This is a genomic window from Xanthomonas sp. A1809, assembly GCF_017746015.1.
GTDB lineage: Bacteria > Pseudomonadota > Gammaproteobacteria > Xanthomonadales > Xanthomonadaceae > Xanthomonas > Xanthomonas euvesicatoria.
This window is the reverse complement of record NZ_JAGHWZ010000005.1, coordinates 581398-603946: the sequence shown is the minus strand read 5'-3', so window position 1 is coordinate 603946 and position 22549 is coordinate 581398. Positions and strand designations below refer to the sequence as shown.

Genomic DNA, 22549 nt, shown 5'->3' with positions numbered 1-22549 from the left:
GCTGTGCGCGTGCGGAGCAAAGGAGACCACGATGCAATCGAGGGACGCGCAGGCGCGCGACGAAGACGGCGATCCGATCTATCGGAAGAACCAGCATCCGAAGCAGGCCTATAGGGTGACCATGACCATTGAGAATGCGCCGGGGCCGTTTGGGGCTGCGTCAGCTAAAGCGTTTTACGACATGAAGGATCGTGATCAGTGCGCGCCATTCGATGCTTCATTGGGGATGTCGACAAAGCCAAAAGAACACGCGATACCTGTTTCTTTTCAGAAGATCAACGATACGGTTTTCACGGCGATGATTTATATGGATGGCATGGTCGATGCTGACTACTACGGCAAGGGCGTCTGCCACTGGGAATTTGGAGGTTTCGGTGTTTCCCTGAAGGCGACAGGTGGCAGGGCGGAAACAGCTTTCTCGCCTAGTCTAGAAAAAAAATACTTTGACGAACTTAAGCAAAAAACAACTTTTTTTTGGTCAGGGGGGTATCCCAGGAGTAATTTGGAAGACTATGTCGATTTTGGCGAAGAGTCTGCTGACAAATACGCAGAGCCAAATCGAAGTAACTTATTTCGTATAAATCTCAAGGCGGAAAGGGCGCCCCATGAGTCTCACCAGCCAGCAGTACGCCGCACTGACCCGCGATGGCTACGACAAGCCTGAAGATACCGGAGAGCGAAGCGCTGTTGTAAATATCGGCGGTCTACCTGTCCGACGTTTGCAATACGTGGACAAGCCGTCAGGCTACCAAGGCGTCATCTACGAGAGAGCCGATACCAGGGAAATAGTGGTTGTCCACCGAGGAAGCGAGTTTGATCGCCAGCCCTTACTGGACGGTGCACTGGCCGACGGTGGGATGGTCGCGACTCGCCACAATGCGCAGGTAGCAGACGCCATCACGTTTACGCAGCGCGCCTTGAAATATGCAGAGCAAAAGCATCTCAGTACCGGTCTACCAATCCCCGATGTGACGGTTGCTGGCCACTCGCTCGGTGGCAATTTGGCACAAGTCACTGCGCATCACTTCGGCCTTAAGGGGCAGACCTTCGACGCCTACGGCGCGGTCAGTCTGGATCGGCGGATTCCGGAAGGCGGCAGCGATGTGATCAATCACGTTATGGCCGGCGATGCAGTCAGCGCCGCAGGCCGCCATTACGGCCAAGTCAAGGTCTATGCCATACCGCAGGAAATTGCTGTCCTAAAGGCCGCGGACTACGTCAACGACCGCAGTGCGCTGGACGCGCGTGATCCGCTTTCGGCGGCTGTCAGGTTGGGTGAATCGCATCGCATGCATAACTTCCTGCCAGTCGATGGGGCCGGCAAAGCGGATACCTCCGTCTTGGAAGACCCTTCAACGCAGCAGCTCGCTCGGCGGTACGCGCCGATGATCGAGAAGTATCGCGGCGACATCGAGACGCTACGGTCCGGCTTGACGGTGTACTCGCGTGGAATCCCTGGGCTGGCCCGCGATGGGGTCGATCACCTGCGCGGTCCGTTGGAACCGGGAACAGGACGTCGAGAGATGGATGCGCCGACCTGGCAACAGCAGATGCAGCAATTCCAGCATGACCGCGAGCGCAGCCATGTGCCGCAGGCGTGGCAGGTGCCGCTCAAGGGAGAGGCGCAGGGAGCGCATGATGCGCGTGCGATGTCGCCGACTCACAGCGGAAATATGCCCTCGTTGAAGGACGACCCAAGCGCATTTCTCGATCGCATGTTGGCCGCCGCACAGAGCGGCGACCGTGATCAGTTCCGTCAGATGACGCAGAGCCTTGCCAATGAGCCGCATGGCCGCGCATTGCACGCCGAGGCCGTCGAGACGGTGAACCAGCAGGAACAGCAGGCGGCCCGGCAGGCGATGCAGGCACAGCGGCAACAGGCCGAGTCGCAGCAGCAAGAGACCATGCGCATCGGCGCACGCAGCCTGTAGTCGTCATCACCAGGAAGACTGGAGGCACGATGGACGTACAAGACCCGATGGCGCTGGTCAGCAAAGCCGCCATGCTGATGGAACAGTTCGAGCGTCGATGCGCCGAACTGGAACAACTTCAACGCCGCCTTGCCCAGCAGTTGGAGCAAGTCGCCCAGTCGTTGCCAAACGTGGTCACCCGTTCGGCCGAGCAGACGCTGCAGCGCGTACCCGACACCTTGATTCGGAGCATTCAGCAGGGCTTGGATCAACCTGTCGCCGGTTTCGAAAAGCGGCTGCAGCAGGCCGGTGGTTTGATCGGGGAAGGCGCGCAATCATTGTCCGATCAGCTCAAGCGCATCGAGCGCGGGCAGCGCCTGCTGCTGTGGAAAGGCGCTGCGGTTGTCCTGGGAGGTCTACTGCTGTTGTTGGGCGGCGGTGGGTGGTTGTTGACCCAATATCGTCAGGAAATACGTGACAATCGGTTGCGTGCCGAGTTGCTGCGCGCTTACAACGGCGCCGACGTAATGCTTTGCGGCGACCGTTTATGCGCGAACGTGGACACCAAGGGCGCTGCGTACGGCGATCGTCGTCAGTACCGACCGGTCAAGCCACGCTGATGTTGATAGCGGCTGTCGTGTGTCTTGGTGACGGCCGCGTGGCGATGCAATCGGCAGTAGCTACCCCATAGTGAGTCCATTGGGTAATGTGCGTCGTCTTGGCGCTGAGCACTGGGGGCATCGAACCAGCAACTGTCACGACGCCGGCACGTTCAACGCGCGGTACGGCGGGGTGGACATCACCATTTCGGCCAGCGAATAGGCCAGTTCGCGCTCGGCCAGTACCGCGCCGTCGGCGCCGTGTTCGAGCAGGTGCTTGACCTCGGCGTCGCTGTGGGCGCGCGCCAGCAGTGTCAGCGAGGGGTTGATGGCGCGCAGCTTGGCCAGTGCTTCGCCGGCTTCCAGCGGCTGCGGAATGGCCAGGATTGCGATCTTGGCATGCTCCGGGCGTGCCTCGGCCAGCACGCGGTCGGCCGCTGCGCTGCCCCGGATGCCGGGAATACCAGCCGCATGGGCCTTGGCGACGTGGTCGCCGTTGTCGTCGATCACCAGCACCGGCACGCCGCGGCTGCGCAGCAATTGCGCCAGCGAACTGCCGACGCGGCCGTAGCCGATCACGATGGCATGCCCATCGGCCGGCAATGGCGGGCCAGGCGGTAGTTCCGGTTCCACGGCGGCGGGCGCGTCCTGCGCCTGCTTGGCCTGCCAGCGGTCCAGCCACGAGAACAGGAACGGGTTGGCCACGATCGACAGTAGCGCGCCGGCCAGGATCAGGTCGCGCCCGGTTTCCGGCAGGATCGCCAGTTGCACGCCCAGGCCGGCCAGGATGAAGGAAAACTCGCCAATCTGCGCCAGGCTGGTGGAAATGGTGAGCGCCGTGCCGGTGGGGTGGCCGAACGCGCGCACGATCAAAAATGCCGCCAACGACTTGCCCACGGTAATGGTCAGGAAGGTCGCCAGAACCTGCCACGGGTGCGCGATCAGGATCATCGGGTCGAACAACATGCCCACCGACACGAAGAACAACACCGCAAACGCGTCGCGCAACGGCAGCGAATCGTTGGCGGCCTTATGGCTGAGTTCCGATTCCTTGAGCAGCATGCCGGCGAAGAACGCGCCGAGCGCGAACGACACACCAAACAACGTAGCCGACACGAATGCCACGCCCAGCGCGATACCGAGCACGGCCAGGGTGAACAGTTCGCGTGAGCCGGTTGCCGCCACTTTTTCCAACGACCAGGGAATCACGCGCCGGCCGATCACCAGCATCGCCGCGACGAACGCCACCATCTTGAGCAAGGTCACGCCCAGCGCGGCCAGCAGCGAGGGCGATTGCGCATCGTGCGTCGTGGCTGGTGCGCCGCTACCGAGCACATCCGCCAGCGCCGGGAGCAACACCAATGCCAGCACCATCACCAGGTCTTCGACAATCAGCCAGCCCACCGCGATGCGGCCGCGCTGGGTGTCCAGCAAACGGCGTTCTTCCAGCGCACGCAACAGCACCACCGTACTGGCCACCGACAGCGCCAGGCCGAACACCAAGCCGTGAATCAGCGACCAGCCCATGCTCCACGCCAGCGCCCAGCCGAGCAGGGTGGCCACCACGATCTGCGCCAATGCGCCAGGCACCGCGATCCACTTCACTTCCATCAAATCGTCGAGCGAAAAATGCAGCCCCACGCCGAACATCAGCAACATCACACCGAGTTCGGACAACTGGTTGGCGATGGTCTGGTCGGCCACGAATCCGGGCGTAAACGGCCCTACGCACACGCCGGCCAGCAGGTAGCCGACCAACGGCGAGAGCTTCACCTTCTGCGCGAGCGTGCCAAGGATGAAGGCGACCGCGAGGCCGACGGCGATGATGTCGATGAGGCTGGTGTCGTGATGCATTCCAATCCGTTGTGAGAGTGTCCGGGAGATCGTCGAGCCAGCCAACGGCACTGCGCCGGGCATCGCCTGCGGGCATTGCGTGGTCATGGCTGGAGTCCGGCAGGGGGAACTGGACCGCAAAACAGGTCCAGTTGGCCGGGCGCCCATAGTACACAGCGCATGATTAACGCGATGCGACACGCGGCGCATGCGTGCAAACAGATGCATGCGTCAGGTGGCGCGCGTAAACCGCTGTCGCCTGCGCCTGCGCCTGCGCCTGCGAGCCGAGACGCACGGCGCAAGTCCGGCATGCCGAGTCAACATTGACGACACCGCTTCGCGCTTGCGCAAGGCCGGGGCGCGATGCGTGCAGATAATCGGGGCATCCCGTCGAGCACCTGCGTCCTTTGGCAGGTGTACGCATGCATCGCCCCTATTTCGGGGGTGATGCCACATGAGCCAGGCTATGCATCTCAGCGATTTGGCAACACCCCAGTTCCGCCACGATCCCTATCCGACCTACGCACGCCTGCGCGAAGAAGGCCCACTGGTGCAGGTGGCGGACGGGCGGCTGATGTCCGGCCGCTACGCCGTGGTCGATCGCCTGCTCAGCGACCGACGGGTCGGTCGCGACTATCTGCAGAGCGTTCGTCTGCGCTACGGCGAGGCGGCGGTGCACCTGCCGCTGTTCCAGGGCATGAGCCGCATGTTCCTGCTGCTCAATCCGCCGCTGCACACGCAGTTGCGCGGACTGATGACGCAGGCCTTCGGTGCGCGGCAGATGGAGTCCATGCGTGAGGTAGCCAGCGATACCGCCGCCGGGTTGATCGACGCTTTCCAGGCCAACGGCCACTGCGATCTGCTGGCCGAGTTCGCGTTCCCGCTGCCGATCGCCATCATCTGCCGGATGCTGGATATCGATGCAGCCGATGTCACCGCGCTGAGTCACGCGACCAGCGCGCTGGCGAAAGTCTTCGATCCGATGATGACGGCGGAAGAACTGCAGGCCACCAGCGTTGCGTACGACCAGCTGGCAACATATTTCCACGGCGTGATCGCGCAACGTCGCAGCGCTGGCGGCGACGATCTGATCGCGCGCTTCATCCAGGCCGAGGACAACGGCCGCCGCCTGAGCGAGGAGGAGATCGTCTCCAACGTGATCCTGCTGTTCTTTGCCGGCCACGAAACCACCTCCAACATGATCTGCAATGCGCTGGTCGCGCTGCATCGGCATCCGCAGCAATTGCGCCTGCTGCAGGAAACCCCGGGCCTGCTGCCCAATGCAGTGCTCGAATGCATGCGCTACGACAGCTCGGTGCAGATGGCCACGCGCACCGCCTTGCAGGATTTCGAGATCGAGGGCGTGGCGGTTCCCCGGGGCGCCATGCTGTATCTGATGCTGGGCGCGGCCAATCACGACACGCTGCAGTTCACCGACCCGCAGGTGCTGGATATCCGCCGCCAGCAGGGCCGCGCGCTGTCGCTCGGTGGTGGTATCCACCACTGCCTGGGCAACCGGCTGGCCATGATCGAAGTGGAAGCCGCGCTGGCCTGCCTGCTTGCGCGTCTGCCGGCGCTTCGGTTGGAGCAGCTGGACACGCTGAGCTGGAACGACCGCGCCAACCTGCGCGGTGTCGACACGCTGCTCGCCTCCTGGTGAGCAGCGGTCATCCAGTGCAGTGACGTGACCAGCCGGGACGGCATCGCAGCGGCAATCACTGCGCTGGCGATCGTCGCGGCAGATGACGCGCAGCCGCGGCACCCGAATCGAGATGCCCTCAACGACAAACACCGCCGATCACTCGGCGGTGTTTGCGGATACACATGCGCGGATCGGCAGGTTCGCTCGAGCCGGCCGATCAGAAGCGGTAGGTCACCCGGCCGTACCAGTAGCGACCGTTGAAGCCGAACGGCGACAACGAGGAATACTGCAGACCGCTGGCGCGATCATCGTAGCCGGTGGTCAGCTGTGCCTTGGTCGGATACTGGTTGGTGACGTTGTCGGCACCCACGGTGAAGGTCAGCGCCTGCCAGGTGTAGTTGGCCGCCAGATTGAGGATCCAGCGCGCCGAATATGTCTGGTCCTGGCTGCCGTCGGCCGGATCGCCGATTCGCTTGATCGCGCCATAGCGGGTGGCATTGCCGTTGAGCGAGAAGCCGCCCAAGGTCCAGTCCGCTGCCAGCATGTACTTGGTGCGTGGCGTGGATTCGGTCAACAGGCCCTGGCTGGCACGTCCGAAATTCGGATTGGACAGCTCCAGAATCTTGGTCTTGTTGTAATTGGCGCTGGCGCTCAGGTTGAGGCTGCCGCCGGCACCGAGATCGGCCCGATAGCTGTTCACCCAGTCGACGCCGCGCGTGCGGCTGGTGGCGCCGTTGACGAAGAATTGCACCGCACCCACCTGGCCGATCGGCTGGGCGAGCTGGATCTGGTCCGAATACAGGATCTGGTCCCAGATGCGGATCTGGTACACGTCCAGCGTCGAGGTGAAGTTGGCGGTCGGCTGCCAGACGCTGCCGATCCCGTAGTTGGTGGACTTTTCCGGGCTCAGCGGGCGCGCGCCCAGCTGCACGGCGATCGGGTCGGAAGTGCGATAGGTGCCGACCTGGATCAGCTGCCCGTCCTGCGGCAGGGTCACCACCGAGGCGTAGTTCTGCTGCGCCAGCGAGGGCGCACGGAAGCCGTTGGAAACCGTGGCACGCATGGAGAACGTATCGGTGAACGCATAGCGTGCCGACAGCTTGCCAGAGCGGGTGGAACCGGCATCGCTGTAGTTCTCGTAACGCCCGGCGATGCCACCGGACAGCTTGTCGGTCAGGTCCGCTTCCAGCGCTGCATAGGCCGCGTTGCTGTGACGGCCGAACTTGCCCGCTACCGAGGGCTCCAGACCGGAGAACACCTGCGCACCGCCGGGGTACGGGGTTCCGGTTTCCGGGTTGATGGTGTCGGGGTCGAAGAAATACGACGCCGGCGAGCCGGCGACGATCTCGTAGCGGTCCTGGCGATGTTCCACACCGAAGGCCAGATTGACCGGATAGGCCAGGCCCCAATCGAAGGACTTGTTGAAGTCGGCGTTGAGCGTGCCTTGTTCGGTTTCGAAACCGCCGGAATTGAAGTTCGTCGGCGAGCTGCCCGTGCTCCAGTACAGATTGGTGTTGATGCTGTTGAGGATGTTGAAGGTCATGTCGTTCTTGCCATAGGTGGCCGACACGTCCCAATGCCAGTCGCTGGCCGTGGTGCCCTTGACGCCGAGCACCGCCGAGCGGTCGTTGATCGGGTTGTAGATCTGCGGCAGGAAGCCGTTGGGATACACCGCCTGCACGTTGCGGTCGGTGTTGTCGTAGGCACGGTAGTAGCCGTTGGAGGTCACTTCGCGGCGGCTGAGGCTCAGATGGCCATACAGCTCGACGTTGGGCGTGAAGTCATAACCGAACGCGACCAGGCCCTGGTAGAACCTGGCATCCGGATCGCCATGGCGCTGGTAGGGCACGCCGCTGGGATTGGCGGCGCCGGCAAGCGTGGTGGCGCGATTGGTGTTCTCGCTGCGGTTGGTGTCCATCGAATTCTGGTAATTCCACGACAGCCGCACCCAGCCAGGCGCGGTGTCGCCGCTGGTGGCGCCGAACGGCAGGCCGACCGAGCCGTCGACGCCGTTCTGTGCGCCGTCGCCCTTGTCCATGATGCCGCCATTGACCGAAATGCTGTTGCTGCCGGCCGCGGCGCCATGCTTGAGCACGATGTTGACCACGCCGGCGATCGCGTCGGAGCCGTATTGCGCCGACGCGCCATCGCGCAGCACCTCGATGCGGGCGATCGCCGACATCGGCAGCGAGTTGAGATCGGCCGGCGCTGAACCACGACCGACATAGGGGTTGTAGTTCACCAGCGAGGAGGTGTGATAGCGCTTGCCGTCGACCAGCACCAGCACGTTGTCCGGCGACAGCCCGCGCAGCGTGGCGGGACGGGCGGCGTCGTTGCCGTCGGCGATGGCCGGGCGCGGGAAGTTCAGCGACGGCAACAGCTTGCCGAGCGCGGTGGCGACATCGGTGGCGCCGGTGGCCTGCAGGGACTCCTCGGAGATGATGTCGATCGGCGATTCGGATTCGGCCACGGTCCTGTCGCTGACGCGCGTACCGGTGACGATCAGGGTGTCGAGGGTTTTCTGCGGCTGGGTCGATTGCGACTGCGCACTGGCAGCGAAGGAACAGACGGTGAGTGCGACTGAAATCGCCAGCGAGAGTGCGTTGGAGTTGTGCATGGGAGTCAAGGCTCGAAAGGAGTGATGGACGTAGCGACGAAGCACCGTAAATACCGGGGGAATGCAACTGCGAACGGGTAATCGGCCATGCCTGCGCGCCGCATGCGTCCGCAGGACGGAGCAATGCGCACGAGTGCAGCAACCGGCAATGCGCGGTGTGGCGCCTTGCGCGCTTTGCTGCGCGCATCCTTGCTGAAGCGGTGCAACGTGCAACGTGCAGCGGAAAGCGTCTAACCTGGCCACCTCATGTGTGCGAGGGTGGCCAGGGACGGTGACGTCGGCGACACGTCGAACATGCAGTGCCGCGCGACTCAAATGCCGGCCGTGACCGACCGGCATTTGGGAGTTACCACTTGTAGTTCACGTTTGCATAGACCAGCGCGCCGTTGAAACCGAACGGCGAGGCGCTGCTGTAGGGCAGGTAGGTGCGCGTGCCCAAGCCGGCTTGCTGGCGGTCAGGATATTCGTTGAGCACGTTGTCGCCACCGATGGTGAAATTCCACGCGCCCAACTTGTAGGACGCGGCCAGATCCAGCGTCCACTTGGCCGCGTAGGTCTGGTCGCTGCCGGCGTTGGTGCCGAACGTACTGAACTCGCCCCAGCGCGTGGCGGTGCCGGTGAACGACCAGTTGCCCGGCGACCAGGTCCCGCCAAGGAAGAACTTGTCGCGCGGCGTGCCTTCGGTGATACGGCCGATTTCGGCGCGACCGATGCGCACCGCACTCGGATCGATCGCCATCAGCGCTGCCGGGTTATCGGCGATGCGTTTGATTTCGGTCTTGTTGTAGTTGTAGCCGGAGGTCAGCTCTGCGCTGCCGCCATCCAGGTTCCAGCGATAGGTGCCGACCGCATCGACGCCTTGCGTCTTGGTGTCTACCGCATTGGTGAAGTAACGCCCGCCACCGATGCCCGGGAAACCATTGGCCTGCAGGTAGTTGCGGACCGCAGTCGAGGTGAGGTTTTCAGACAGCACGATGCGGTCGTCGATATCGATGCGATACGCATCCACCGTGATGTACAGATTCTCCACCGGCTGCAGCACCACGCCCAAGCCGTAATTCTTGGACTCTTCGGCCTTGAGCGGTTCGGCACCGAGCGCGATCGCGGCAGGGTTGTCGGTACGGAAGGTGCCGATCTCGAACGGAATCGCGGTCACCGTGCCGTTGGGCTGCGCCACGTTGAGGAACTGGGTGGCGATCGACTGGAAGTTCTGCTGCTGCAGCGACGGCGCGCGGAAGCCGGTGGATGCAGTCGCACGCACCGCCACCTTGTCGGTAAAGGCATAGCGCAGCGACAGCTTGCCGGTGGCGGTGTCGCCGAAATCGCTGTACTTCTCGTAGCGCCCGGCCAGCCCGGCCGAGAACTTCTCGGTCAAATCGGTTTCCAGGTCGGCGTAGAACGAATGACTGTTGCGGTTGTAGTAACCGGCATCGGAGGGCTTGAAGCCCGGAAACACCTGCGCGCCGGGAATCAACGACCCGTTGGCCGAGGGAATACCGCCGTTGGCCGAGGAAGCCGCATCGCCAGGCGATTCGTTGAATTTCTCGCCGCGCCATTCAGCACCGAAGGCCAGCGTCACCGGATAGGCCAGGCCCCAATCCAGCGTCTTGGTGAAATCGGCATTGAGCACGTTCTGCGTCACTTCCAGCGTACCGGCGTGGAAGTCGGTCGGGCTGGCCAGCCCCAAGCTGTTGTTCAAGCTGTTGCGCACATCGAAGGTGAGATTGTTCTGGCCGTAGTTGTAGCTCAGATCGATGTTCAAGCCACCTTCGGTGGAGGTCTTCAAGCCGCCCACCCACGAGACGTCCTTGCTGACGTTGTAGATCTGCGGCAGGAAGCCGTCCGGATAGATCTCCGGGCGGTTGCGATTATCACCGGCAAAGCGGAAATAGCCGTTGGACAGCACTTCGCGCCGGCTCACCATGCCGAACGAATAGAACGTGAGGTAATCGGTGGGGCTGTATTCGCCGTTGAACGAGAGCGCGCCCTGGTCGATGTCGGGGTCGCCATAACGCTGCTCCACACGGCCCTGGAACGGCAACGCGCGATTGGTCTGATCCGAATGCCCGGCCTGTGCGGCCAGGTGCACCTTGCCGGTGCCGGCGAAGCTGAAACCGGCATCGCCGGACAGTTGGTACTGCTCGCCGTCGCCAGCGCTGTACTTGCCGTAGCGGCCATTGATGCTGCCGCCTTCGCCGCTGCCCTTGAGCACGACATTGATCACGCCGGCGATGGCGTCCGAGCCGTATTGCGCAGACGCACCATCGCGCAGCACTTCGATGCGCTCCACCGCGGCGATCGGGATGGTGTTGAGGTCTGCCGGCGAAGAGCCACGCCCCTGGGTATCGTTGAGATTGATCAACGCCGTGCTGTGATAGCGCTTGCCGTTGACCAGCACCAGCACCTGATCGGGCGACAGGCCGCGCAACTGTGCCGGGCGCACCGCGTCGGAGCCGTCGGAGATGGCCGGGCGCGGAAAATTGAGCGAGGGAATCGCGCGTGAGAGCGCGGTCGCCAATTCGGTGGTGCCGGTCGATTCCAGTGCCTGCGGCGAGATGATGTCGATCGGCGATGCCGATTCGGCGACCGTGCGATCGGCCACACGCGTGCCGGTCACGATCAGGGTGTCCAGTGTTTTCTGGGCCGGCGCCTGCGATTGCGCAGACGCGGTTGAAGCGGAAAACGACAGTGCAAGAACAACGGCGACTGCGAGTGGACTGGTCTTGCAATTCATGCGGTGACAACTCCGAGTGGGGAACGGATGCATCGCAGGGGCCCCCTCCCGGGCCGCGTCCAGCGCGGCAGCTGCGGTGCGTTCTCAACCATTAACCACGCGTAACCGCATGTCAAATTTTGGTTACGTTGCGCAAGCAACTGTCATCTCTGACGTGCTACTGGCAACGTTGTCATCGTGCACCAAAGTGATGCGACGCCTGCACCAAACCTGCTGGGGCAGGCGCTCGCTTGCACCATAGTGGACGGCAATACCAGTTATGAAACTTGTGCATCAGAATGTGATCTGCACCGCATCAGCACTGCGTTGCGCAACACCATGGAAGACCGCTTCGATGTTGTTGCCGTCCGGATCGAGCACGAACGCGGCGTAGTACTGCGGGTGATAGGGGCGCAGGCCGGGCGCACCATTGTCGCGACCACCGTGGGCGAGCGCCGCCTGATGGAAGGCATGCACCATTGCCACATCGCGTGCCTGAAATGCCAGGTGGTGGCGGCCGGTGAGCACGCCCTGTGCCACCGTGTCGCGGTCGGAAACGAATAATTCGTCGGCCCAGAAGAACCCATCGCCTTCGCCGCCGACCGGAATCCCAAGAACGTCCAGCACGGCCTGGTAGAAGCGCCGGCTGGCCGGCAGGTCCTGCACCACCAGGTGCAGATGGTCGATCAAGCGTCCGCGCGACAGCTGCGATGTTTCCATGGAGCGTGCTCCGGCAATGACGGGAGCACCGTTGATACCACCGCAGCTGCCGGCAGGTCTTCACCTCGCAGCGATACGGTGCGCACAGTGGCGACCAACGCGTCGCGCGTAGTCCGTCAGGTGCGCGCCGACGGCGACACCAACCGCAGTGCACACAGAGTCGATGCCGCGGCCGCGTCCGCCTGGTGCCGGCAGCGAGTTTGTGTGCCGTTCCAAAAAGACCTTAGGCAGATGCGCACACGCCCCAGGCTGGCCGGGGCGCGTGGTCGACCCTGGATGTCGAAGGATGCAATGGCGACACGCCATGCATGCAGCGACGTTGCATTTGCCGATCACAGCAAATGCGGCGGATGTCTCGCGCTGATCGCGAGATGGCCGATCGCATCGCCCGCCTCACGATCACAAAGACAACCTCGGCTGCTCAAGCGCAGCGCTTACCAGCGGTAGTTGATGCGCCCATACACGTACGCACCATTGAAGCCGAACGGCGACAGATTGCTGTACGGGAATTGTCCGCTGGTGGAATTGGCGAAGTTGTTTTCGTCCGGGTATTGATCCAGCACATTGTCTGCGCCCAGCGTCAGCGTCCAGCGATCGATCTTGTAGCTGGCCGATGCATCCACCACCCACTTGGCGCCGAAGGTCTGGTCGTTGCTCGCGTCCGCTGGGCGGGTGCTGTACTTGCCATAGCGCGTGGCCCCCAGGGCCAGCGTCCAGTGTTCGGAGTTCCAGCTGCCGTTGATCAGGAACTTGTCGCGCGGGAAGCCTGCTTCGATGCGGCCACGCTCGGTGCGGTCGATGCGCTCCAGGCTCAGCCCGTTGGCCGACAACGCGGCCGGGTTGGCGGCCACGCTGCGCACTTCGGTTTCCGAATAGTTATAGCCGGCAGTCAGGTCCACGCTGCTGGCGGCCAGCTGCCAGCGGTAGCTGCCCACCACGTCCACGCCGCGCGTACGCGTATCCACCGCATTGGTGAAGTAACGCCCGCCATTGATGCCGAAGATGCCCTGCGACTCCAACAGACTGCGCACGCCCGCGCCGGTCAGGTTGGACGACAGCACGATACGGTCGTCCACATCGATCTGGTACGCATCCACGGTGAGGTAGAGCGCATCAGTGGGCTGCAGCACAAGGCCCAGGCTGTAGGACAGCGAGGTTTCCGCATCCAGCGGCTCGGCGCCGAGCGCGCGCGCCACGGTGCTGTCGGCGGGGAAGGTGCGAATCTCGAACGGGTTCGGGTTGCCGGCCAGGAAGGTGGTGCTGGTGGACTGGAAATACTGCTGCGCCAGCGACGGCGCGCGGAAGCCCGAGGACACCGTGCCGCGCAATGCGATCCTGTCGGTGAACGCATAGCGCGCGGAGAACTTGCCCGAGGCCTGGCTGCCGAAATCGCTGTAGTCCTCGTAGCGGCCGGCCAGGCCGGCAGAGAACTTGTCGGTGAAGTCGGCTTCGATGTCGGCGTACAACGCGTAGCTGTCGCGCGAGTAGCGGCCCGACACGCTAGGAGCGAAGCCGCCGAATCCCTGCGCGCCACCGGCCAGCGTGCCGGCCTGGAAATACGAGCCCACTTCGCCCGGCGACTGGTTCCACTTTTCGTTGCGGTATTCGGCGCCGAAGGCCACCGTTACCGGATACGCCAGGCCCCAATCGAAGCCGCGCTTGACGTCCAGGTTGACGATGTTCTGCGTAGTTTCCAGCGCGCCGTCGTAGAACGCCGTGGGCGAGGTCGGCCCCAGGCTGACATTGAGCGTATTGCGGGTGTGGAAATCGATGCGGTTGTAGCCGTAGTTGTAGCTGGCGTCCCAGTCCCAACCGCTGGCAGTGGAGCCGCGCACGCCGGCCACCAGCGAGCGGTCCTTGGCGTAAGTCTGGATTTCCGGCAGGAAGCCCTGCGGATACACCGACAGGATGTTCTGGCTGCTGCCCGGCGCGCGGAAGAACGCGAACGAGGTGATGTCGCGGTTACTGGCGGTGGCGAACGCATAGCCGGTGATGCTGTCGCTGAAGGCGAATTCGGTATTGGCCGAGACCGCCTGCGCATTGACCTCCGGGTCGCCGATCTTGAACGCCTTCTGGCCGACTGCCGGCTGCGAGACGCTGGGCGCGCCGGCGTAGGCGCGTGCACGGTCGGTCGGGTCCTGCTGGTTGAGCTGGGCGGCCACGTGCAGCCAGCCACGGTCGCCGCCGTAGGCCACGCCGGTGTCGCCGGAGAGCTCGTAGTTGTTGCCGTCGCCAGCCGAATACTGGCCGAAGCCGGCTTGCAGGCTGCCGCCCTTTTCTGCGCCCTTGAGCACGATGTTGACCACGCCGGCAATGGCGTCGGAGCCGTACTGCGCCGAGGCGCCGTCGCGCAGCACTTCCACCCGCGCGATGGCCGCGACCGGGATGGTGTTCAGATCCACCGCCGCCGCGCCACGACCGATGGTGCCGTTGAGGTTGAGCAGCGAGGAGGTGTGGCGACGCTTGCCATTGACCAGCACCAGCACTTGGTCGGGCGACAGGCCGCGCAGCTGCGCGGGACGGATCGCGCTGGTGCCGTCGCTCAGGGCAGGGCGCGGGAAGTTCAGCGATGGCAGGGCGCGCGCCAGTGCGGTGGCCAGTTCCGGGGTGCCGGTGGCTTGCAGCGATTCGGCGCTGATGATGTCGATCGGCGACTGCGACTCGGCCACGGTGCGGTCCGACACGCGGGTACCGGTGACGATGACCGTATCCAGGGTGTTGGCCGGGGCGGCGGTCTGGGCCAGGGCGGGGGAAGCAAGCAGTGCAGCGACCACGGCGGTCGCAAGCGCGGAAAGGGGGGCGTTCATGACAACTCCGAAAACGTGGGTCCAGGCAGGACCAGGCAAGGCTAGGCAGGCGGCGGTCGCGGGAGGGCGAACAAGACGGCGGCCACGCTGAAGGCGCTAATTATTCGTTAACGCTAGAATGGCGTCGCAGGAATGCTGCTCATCTGCTCATTCCTTTTCGTTCTATCGGACTGTCCATCAATGATTTCCCTGCGTAACTTCTCCATGCGACGCGGCGAGCGTCTGCTGCTCTCCAACGTCGACCTGACCATGCACGCCGGCTACCGCGTCGGTGTGGTGGGCCGTAACGGCACCGGCAAGTCCAGCCTGTTCGCTGCGGTGAAGGGCGAGCTGGAGGCCGACAAGGGCGATGTCGATCTGCCCGGCAAGGTGCGCACGGCCAGCGTGTCGCAGGAAACTCCCTCGCTGCCCGACCCGGCGCTGTCGTTCGTACTGGGCGGGGACATCGAGGTGTCTGCGGTACTGCAGGAAGAAGCCGCAGCTACCGCGCGCGAGGACTGGGAGGCAGTGGCCAATGCACACCAGAAGATGGCCGAGATCGGCGCCTACGACGCCGAAGCGCGCGCCGGCAAGTTGCTGCACGGCCTGGGCTTCCCGGCCGACACGCACCATCGCGCGGTGTCGTCGTTCTCCGGCGGCTGGCGGGTGCGGCTGAATCTGGCGCGCGCGCTGATGATGCCCAGCGACCTGCTGCTGCTCGACGAGCCGACCAACCACCTGGACATGGATGCGGTGCTGTGGCTGGAGCAGTGGTTGCTCAAGTACCCGGGCACGCTGCTGCTGATTTCGCACGACCGCGAATTTCTCGACAACGTGGCCACCCACACCCTGCACCTGCATGGCGGCACCGCCAAGCTGTATGTCGGCGGCTACACCGATTTCGAACGCCAGCGCATCGAGCATTTGCGCCAGCAGCAGATCGCGCACGAGAAGGAACAGGCCGAGCGCGCGCATCTGCAGAGCTTCATCGACCGCTTCAAGGCGCAGGCCAGCAAGGCGACCCAGGCGCAGAGCCGCATGAAGCGGCTGGCCAAGATGGCCGGCACCGAGGCGGTGCGCGCCGAGCGCGAGTTCCGCATCCAGTTCGCGCAGCCCAATCGGCTGCCGTTCTCGCTGATCCGGTTGAATCATGCGGCTTGCGGCTATGCCGCTGTGCCGCGGGAATCGGGAATGGGGAATGGGGAATCGCAAAAGCGTGGTTCCAGCGATGCCATTACCGTGCTGCATGATGTTGGATTCGGGCTAGAGGCGGGTGACCGGATTGGTTTGCTTGGGCCCAATGGCGCGGGTAAGTCCACCCTGGTCAAGACCTTGGTGGGCGAACTGGCACCGCTGGCAGGCGAGCGCAGCGCGCATCCGGATTTGCGCATCGGCTACTTCGCCCAGCACACGGTGGAGTCGCTGCACGAAGGCCAGTCGCCGATGGACCATTTCCGTGAGTTGTCGCCGGATGGTTCCAACCAGGCGTTCCGCGACTTTTTGGGGAAATGGAATTTTGCCGGCGACCGCGCCTTCGAAGTGGTGGATGGTTTCTCCGGCGGCGAGCGCGCGCGCCTGGCGCTGGCGTTGATCGCCTGGCAGCAGCCGAACGTGCTGCTGCTGGACGAACCGACCAACCACTTGGACCTGGAAATGCGCGAAGCGCTGGCCGAGGCGCTGAGCGATTTCGAAGGCGCCATCGTGATGGTCTCGCACGATCGCCATCTGATCGGCCTGGTCTGCGACAGTTTCTGGCGCGTGGCCGATGGCGTGGTCGAGCCGTTCGCCGGTGACCTGGACGAATACGCCGCCTGGTTGCGGAGCCGCCCGGCCGCGCAGGGGACCAAGCAGAAGATGGCCGAGGCGGCGCCGACCCCGCCACCGCCGACCAAGCCGCTGCCGCCGAAAAAAGCCGTCAACCCGCACAAGCTGGCCAGTGCCGAAAAGCGCGTCGGCGAGCTGGAAGCGGCGCTCGCTGCGCTGGATCGCGAGCTGGCCAATCCCGGCAACTACGCCGACAGCGAAAAGATGGCGGTGCTCGGACGCGACCGCGAAGCAACCGCGCAGCAGCTGGCTGAAGCCGAGACCGCATGGATGGAGTTGATCGACGGTGCGTAAGCGTCACTGACAAAAACGCCTGCGCAACCGTACGATGGCGTGTCAGATGGTCGTTGCGAGATGTACCAGGCGTACATCGCGGTTGCCGCGCCTGGTCTACACCTAGCGGCTGCCTGCGCGCTGCGTCGTGTTGGCCACGATGAAAGCGCGTGGGTTACGCTGCGCGTTGAGCCACACACGGATGTCGCGCGCATGATCAGCGTCACCATCAGTCTGGAAGACCATCTGGCCGCGCAGCGCTTGCATGCGCGTCACGATGCGAAACGCCTGCTCGTGTTTCTGGCAGTCCTGCTGTTGATCGGAGCGGGGCTGCTGCACCTGAGCGGCGCGAGCGAGATTATCGGCCCGGTGCTGATCGGCGGCGGTGGCGGTGGGTTGCTCGGCCTGGTGGCGTTGCACGTGTGGGGCCTGCCGCGGCGGATCAAACGCCTGCATGCGCAGCAGGCCTCGCTGCGGCATACCTACACCTACGCATGGGACGAGAACGGGCTGGAAATCACCTGGACGGACGGCCATCTGCGTCGCCCCTGGTCCGATTACATGCGCATCCGCGAAAACGACCGGGTGCTGTTGCTGTACCACAACGACCGGCTGTTCGAGCTGTTCTGCCCGCACTGGTTCGCCGACAGGGCGCAGTTCGAGGCGTTTCGCCAGTTGGCCTTGCGGGTGGAAAAGACATCCAAGGCGCTCTGAGAGTGGCAGCGCTGCTCAGCTGCTGACGTGCTGTTGGGCCAGTAGCCAATCGCGCAACCGGCGCCCGGCATCGCTTTGCGGCCGCGACCGTAGCCGCGTCAGCCAGTAGCGCCCGGCGTCGATGGTGATCGGGAACGGGCAGACCAGGCGCCCGGCATCCAGGTCCTGGCGAAACATCGGCAACGGCAACAACGCCACGCCGGCGCCGGCTGCCGCTGCGCTGGCCAGGGTAAGCGACGAATCGAACATGCTGCCGCGCGCAGGCACCTCCGTCGCACGCGCCGCGCGGAACCACTGCGGCCACTCATCCAGGCGATACGAGCGCAATAGCGGCACACGCGCCAGATCCTCCGGCACGCGCAAGCCGCGCGCCATTGCCGGCGCGCACACCGGCGCGAAGGGCGCTTCCATCACGGCTTCGGCAACCTGGCCCTGCCAATCGCCATCGCCGAAGCGGATGGCCAGATCCAGGCCCTCTCCGGCCAGGTCGACGCGGTTGTTGTGGGTGGACAGGCGCAGTTCGATATCCGCGTGCGTTGCATGAAATGCAGCCAGCCGTGGCAACAGCCAGCCGGTGGCGAAGGTGCCGACCACGCCCACGCTGAGCACCTCGCGGTAACGGCCATCGGCAAAGCGTTCCAAGGTGGCGGCGATGCGGTCGAAGGCCTCGCCGAGCACCGGCGCCAGCGCGGCGCCTTCGTCGGTCAGCGCTACACCGCGCGGCAGGCGGTGAAACAGGCTGGTGCCCAACTGCTGCTCCAGCGCCTTGATCTGGTGACTCAGCGCGGCCTGGCTGACGCATAGCTCATTGGCCGCGCGGGTCAGATTCTGATGGCGCGCGGCGGCTTCGAACGCGCGCAGGGCATTGAGCGGCAGGCGGGGGCGGGGCATGGGTAGAGATTAGTTCAATTCATGCCTGAGATCGAAACATCGCGATGGTCGGCTGCATCCTGCGCATCGATACTGCGGGCTCTCTCAAGGAGGCAACCGCATGTTGAATCGGCGACAGTTCCTGCACGCAACCGGCGCTGGCGTGCTGCTTGCAGCGTCCAGACCCGCATGGGCACTCACCCCCGCGGTAAACGTGGACGACATGCTGCGGGCGCAGTGGGCGCAGATCGAACGTGGCACCGGAGGCCGGCTGGGCATCTGCCTGCTCGACAGCGCCACCGGCAAGCGCCTCGGGCAGCGCGAGGACGAGCGCTTTCCAATGTGCAGCACCTTCAAATTTGTATTGGCTGCCGCGGTGCTGCGGCGGGTGGACCAGGGCAAGCTGACGCTGGCGCAGCAGGTCAGGATCCGTGCCTCCGACATGCTGGAGCATGCCCCGGTGACCGAACGCCATGTCGGCGGTTCGCTCAGTGTTGGCGAGCTCTGCCGGGCCACGATGATTTATAGCGACAACCCGGCCGCCAATCTGCTGTTCCCGCTAGTCGGCGAACCGGCCGGGGTGACTGCGTTCCTGCGCGGTATCGGCGATGCCCAGACCCGCACCGACCGCTACGAGCCGCAGATGAACCGGTTCGCCGACGGCGACCCCCGCGACACCACCACGCCTGCGGCAATGGCCGCCACGCTGCGCACGCTGCTGCTTGGCGACGCGCTGCAGCCAGCCTCGCGCAAGCAGCTGACCGACTGGATGATCGACAATCGCACCGGCGACGATTGCCTGCGTGCGGGGCTCACGGCCGGCTGGAAGATCGGCGACAAGACCGGCAGCAACGGCACCGACACGCGCAACGACATCGCCATCCTCTGGCCACCGAAGGGAAGCGCGCCCCTGTTGCTGACCACGTACTTGAACGGTGCCAAGGTCGACGACGCGGCACGCGATGCGGCGTTGAAGGCGGTGGCGGTCGCGGTGCGCGAGAGCATCGCGGCGTGAGTGCAAGGCTCCGGTGTCTCACGCGCGTCATTCGCGCATGAGTTCACGACGTGCTTTCTGTTTCTTCAACCCTTCAAGGTCCAATCGTGCAAATCAGGTCGTGTCATGGGTGGATGGCAGTTGCGCTGCTGCTTGTGCATGGGCTCGCACCGGCGCGCGCCTGGCAGCCAGCGCCTGGTCAGGTCGAAATACCGCTTTGGCCGCGCGCGGTGCCTGATGCGGTGCGCCACCCGAAGCCCGAATCGGTGGGCACCGGCGAGGGGCGTTACCCATGGACCAAGCTCAGCGATGTCAGCCGCCCGACGATGACGGTATACAAGCCCAAGGCTCACAACACCGGCGCGGCGGTGCTGGTGTTTCCCGGCGGTGGCTATCAAGTCCTGGCCATGGATCTGGAAGGGACCGAAATCTGCGACTGGCTGACCGCGCGCGGTATCACCTGTGTGCTGTTGAAATACCGTGTACCGAACTCGGGGCCGACCTGGGTCAACGACCGCCGCTATTACCCGAAGGTGCAAACAGCCCTGCAGGATGCCCAACGGGCGTTGGGGATGGTGCGCGCGCAGGCGGACCAGTTGGCCGTGGATCCGCACAAGATCGGTGTGCTCGGCTTTTCTGCCGGTGGTCACCTGGTGGCCGCGATCAGTACGCATTTTGCAGCGCGCACGTATCTGCCGGTGGATGCCGCCGATCGCGTGAGCTGTCGCCCGGATTTCGCCATTGCCGTGTATCCGGGCCATTTGTGGGCGCACGAGGACGAGGATGACGCCACCCGCGATCCCACCCATCTGGACCTGCGTCCGGACATTCGCGTCGTCGCCGATACCCCGCCGACCTTCCTGTTGCAGGCGCAGGACGATCACGTGGACGGCGTTTCGCAGGTGCTGGCCTACTACGTCGCGCTCAACCAGGCGGACGTGCCGGTGGAAATGCATGTGTACTCCCAGGGTGGCCATGCCTTTGGTCTGCGCGCCAAGGGGCTGCCGATTGCGCGGTGGCCGCACTTGGTGGAAAGCTGGTTGCACACGATCGGCGTGCTGCAGTGATGGATCCGCGCTGCTGAAGAGGCGGCAGCTCGATCATTGCGTGCGCCACGGTGATCGCAGGTGTGATGGCATTGCTGGACCGGCAGCTGCGGCCAGTTCCTGGCAGCTGCCGGTCCAGCGACGGCTTGCGCTCGCTGCCCGCAGAACCGACACTGCGCGCCCGGCCGCCTTGTGCCTGATGGCCGGCGCCTACAGGAGCGCGACGCGTGACCCAGCAACTGACTCCCGACCGTGGCCTGCTGCCGGCCCGGATCCTGCTGTGCTATTCGGCCATCGCGCTGTTGATCATGCTGGTCTTCAGCTGGTCGATGCCGCCCATCGATGCGTCCGGTTTCAGGCAGACGCAGACCGTCCTCTCGATCGACTGGATGCTGCGTGGCGGCCCTTTCCTGTCGTATCTCACGCCGGTGCTCGGCGCGCCGTGGTCGATCCCGTTCGAGCTGCCGCTGTTCCAGTGGCTGGCCGCGTTGCTGTCCAAAATCACCGGCATGAGCGCCGACAACAGCGGGCGTTTGTTGTCCACCCTGTTCCACGTGGGCTGCATCTGGATGAGCTATCGCATTGCCCTGGTACTGCGCCCCGACCGCGTGCTGGCACTGTGCATCGCTGGTGCGTTCGCGGTGTCGCCGCTGGCCCAGTTGTGGGGGCGCTCGGTGATGATGGAATCCACCGCGGTGTTCTTCGGCCTGGTGTTTGTCTGGGCGATGGCACGGCTGTACGCGCAGCCGCGGGCCTGGCACGGCGGGGTTGCCGTTGCCGCCGCAGTACTGGCAGCACTGATCAAGATCACCACCTTCTTCGGTTTTGCTGTCTTCACCGTCCTGGCCCTGGCCTGGGTGGCGCTGCATGAGCATGGCTGGCGTCCACAGTGGCTGGTCGGTCACTGGAAGCTGTTGGGCTGGGGCGCTGTGGCAGCTGTGGCAGCGCTGGTGGCGCTGCTGCTCTGGCTGCACCACGCTGATGCCTTGAAGGCACACTCTGTTCTGGGTCAGCAAGTTACGTCCGACAGCCTGTCGGGCTTCAATTACGGCACCCTGCAGCAGCGCCTGGATCCGGCCATCTGGTGGGGGACCATCTTCAAGAAGCGCTTCGCCGGACCGGTCGGTTCGAACTGGGTGTTCCTGATCATCCTCATCGCCGGCTTGTCGATCCGCCAGATCCGTGCGGCGGTGATAGTGCTATTGCTCGCCTACCTGGCGCCGATGCTGGCCTTCACCAATCTGCAGGTGGTGCATCCCTATTACCAGTACGCGCAGGTGGTGTTCGCCGCGTCGATCGTCGGCCTGGTGCTGTGGTGGGTGGTGCAGCGTGGCCAGGCGATCGGTAAACCCGGCCGCGGTGTGGCATTGGCGGTGTTCCTGTGCCTGTTGTCACTGGGCTCTGGCTTGGTGAGTTCGCTGAAGAACATGAAGCAAGCGCGTGCGCCGACGCCGATCTCGCAGATCGCCGAACAGATCCGTGCCGCGACCCCCGAGCAGGGCGTGGTGGTGGCTTTCGGCGATGACTGGTCTTCCGAACTACCCTATCGGTCCGGGCGCCGCGCGGTGATGATTGCCGACTGGGCGTCCGATCAGGCGTTGCAGTCGCTGGCCAGCACCGACACTGCGCTGGGTGGCCTGCCGCTGGCGGCGATGGTCGATTGCCCCAACAAGGTGGGCAGCACGCCGCAACGGGCGCAGTGGCACGCGGCGATCGTGCAGCGTTATTCCGCGGGCGCGCAGCCGCAGACGATCGGCGACTGCAGGTACTGGCTGCATCGGTAGTGCACGCCGGCGGCTTGGCCGGCGACGCGGTGTGTGTTGGCAAAGGGCGGTCAGGGGCAGCGCATCGATGGCTGTCCTTGCCGTGCCAGGCATGGTGTGACCGCGGCAGCAGACCCTGTTGCCGCCCGCACGGAACAAGGCCATCGGCGACGCCGATATGCAGGGCGCGACGCCACGATGGCGAGCCGATGACGGCACACCGATCCGCTTCGTGCCGCATCCCC

Annotated in this window: 15 protein-coding genes; 9 read left to right on the top strand and 6 right to left on the bottom strand. The window is 64.4% G+C overall.

What is annotated here, in order from left to right; genetic code table 11:
* Positions 1-31 precede the first annotated feature (31 nt).
* From J7396_RS08915 to J7396_RS08905, 3 genes are read left to right on the top strand one after another with little or no spacing between them, the layout of a single operon-like run.
* Positions 32-664 (top strand): hypothetical protein, encoded by a 633-nt coding sequence (locus J7396_RS08915; protein ID WP_046931919.1) that lies wholly within the window; start codon positions 32-34, stop codon positions 662-664.
* Positions 606-1931: a DUF6792 domain-containing protein gene (locus J7396_RS08910; protein WP_209261314.1), complete on the top strand. Its 1326-nt coding sequence runs from the start codon at positions 606-608 to the stop codon at positions 1929-1931. Before J7396_RS08915 ends, J7396_RS08910 begins: the two co-directional genes overlap by 59 nt.
* Before the next feature lie 29 nt (positions 1932-1960).
* Positions 1961-2530 carry a hypothetical protein gene (locus tag J7396_RS08905; protein WP_008571075.1) on the top strand — a complete coding sequence of 190 codons (570 nt, stop codon included), beginning with the start codon at positions 1961-1963 and terminating at the stop codon, positions 2528-2530.
* A 135-nt stretch (positions 2531-2665) separates the two neighbouring features.
* On the opposite strand, the gene ybaL is transcribed toward J7396_RS08905, so the two are convergent.
* Positions 2666-4363: a YbaL family putative K(+) efflux transporter gene (gene ybaL / locus J7396_RS08900; RefSeq protein WP_008571076.1), complete on the bottom strand. Its 1698-nt coding sequence runs from the start codon at positions 4361-4363 to the stop codon at positions 2666-2668.
* Positions 4364-4808: 445 nt separating this feature from the next.
* Between ybaL and J7396_RS08895 the strand changes: the two genes are divergently transcribed.
* Positions 4809-6002: a cytochrome P450 gene (locus J7396_RS08895; protein ID WP_127167267.1), complete on the top strand. Its 1194-nt coding sequence runs from the start codon at positions 4809-4811 to the stop codon at positions 6000-6002.
* Between the two features lie 199 nt (positions 6003-6201).
* Here the strand turns inward: J7396_RS08895 and J7396_RS08890 are convergent, their stop codons facing one another.
* The 4 genes from J7396_RS08890 to J7396_RS08875 form a co-directional block, all read right to left on the bottom strand.
* Positions 6202-8601: a TonB-dependent receptor gene (locus J7396_RS08890; protein WP_008571079.1), complete on the bottom strand. Its 2400-nt coding sequence runs from the start codon at positions 8599-8601 to the stop codon at positions 6202-6204.
* 346 nt (positions 8602-8947) lie between these two features.
* Positions 8948-11335, bottom strand: coding sequence for a TonB-dependent receptor (locus J7396_RS08885; RefSeq protein WP_014090819.1), 2388 nt, complete (start codon positions 11333-11335; stop codon positions 8948-8950).
* Between the two features lie 273 nt (positions 11336-11608).
* Positions 11609-12034: a VOC family protein gene (locus J7396_RS08880; RefSeq protein WP_008571081.1), complete on the bottom strand. Its 426-nt coding sequence runs from the start codon at positions 12032-12034 to the stop codon at positions 11609-11611.
* A 434-nt stretch (positions 12035-12468) separates the two neighbouring features.
* The gene (locus tag J7396_RS08875) at positions 12469-14841 is read right to left on the bottom strand and encodes a TonB-dependent receptor (RefSeq protein ID WP_209261313.1); all 2373 of its coding nucleotides are present in this window, start codon (positions 14839-14841) and stop codon (positions 12469-12471) included.
* Positions 14842-15021: 180 nt separating this feature from the next.
* Between J7396_RS08875 and J7396_RS08870 the strand changes: the two genes are divergently transcribed.
* Together J7396_RS08870 and J7396_RS08865 are read left to right on the top strand one after the other, a co-directional pair.
* Complete coding sequence (locus J7396_RS08870) at positions 15022-16938, top strand: ABC-F family ATP-binding cassette domain-containing protein (RefSeq protein WP_031423791.1); 1917 nt, start codon at positions 15022-15024, stop codon at positions 16936-16938.
* Between the two features lie 192 nt (positions 16939-17130).
* The gene (locus J7396_RS08865; protein WP_209261312.1) at positions 17131-17631 is read left to right on the top strand and encodes a YcxB family protein; all 501 of its coding nucleotides are present in this window, start codon (positions 17131-17133) and stop codon (positions 17629-17631) included.
* A 15-nt stretch (positions 17632-17646) separates the two neighbouring features.
* Here J7396_RS08865 and ampR read toward each other — a convergent pair whose 3' ends face one another.
* Positions 17647-18522, bottom strand: coding sequence for a LysR family transcriptional regulator AmpR (gene ampR, locus J7396_RS08860; protein ID WP_008578086.1), 876 nt, complete (start codon positions 18520-18522; stop codon positions 17647-17649).
* Between the two features lie 100 nt (positions 18523-18622).
* On the opposite strand from ampR, the gene bla reads away from it, so the two are divergent.
* The 3 genes from bla (at position 18623) to J7396_RS08845 (ending at position 22325) form a co-directional block, all read left to right on the top strand.
* A complete protein-coding gene (gene bla / locus J7396_RS08855) occupies positions 18623-19516 on the top strand; it encodes a class A beta-lactamase (protein WP_014090815.1) in 894 nt (297 codons plus the stop codon).
* A gap of 113 nt (positions 19517-19629) precedes the next feature.
* Positions 19630-20562 carry an alpha/beta hydrolase gene (locus J7396_RS08850; RefSeq protein ID WP_209261311.1) on the top strand — a complete coding sequence of 311 codons (933 nt, stop codon included), beginning with the start codon at positions 19630-19632 and terminating at the stop codon, positions 20560-20562.
* Between the two features lie 206 nt (positions 20563-20768).
* Positions 20769-22325, top strand: a complete 1557-nt coding sequence (locus J7396_RS08845) for a glycosyltransferase family 39 protein (RefSeq protein ID WP_127167272.1) — start codon at positions 20769-20771, stop codon at positions 22323-22325.
* Positions 22326-22549: the final 224 nt, after the last annotated feature.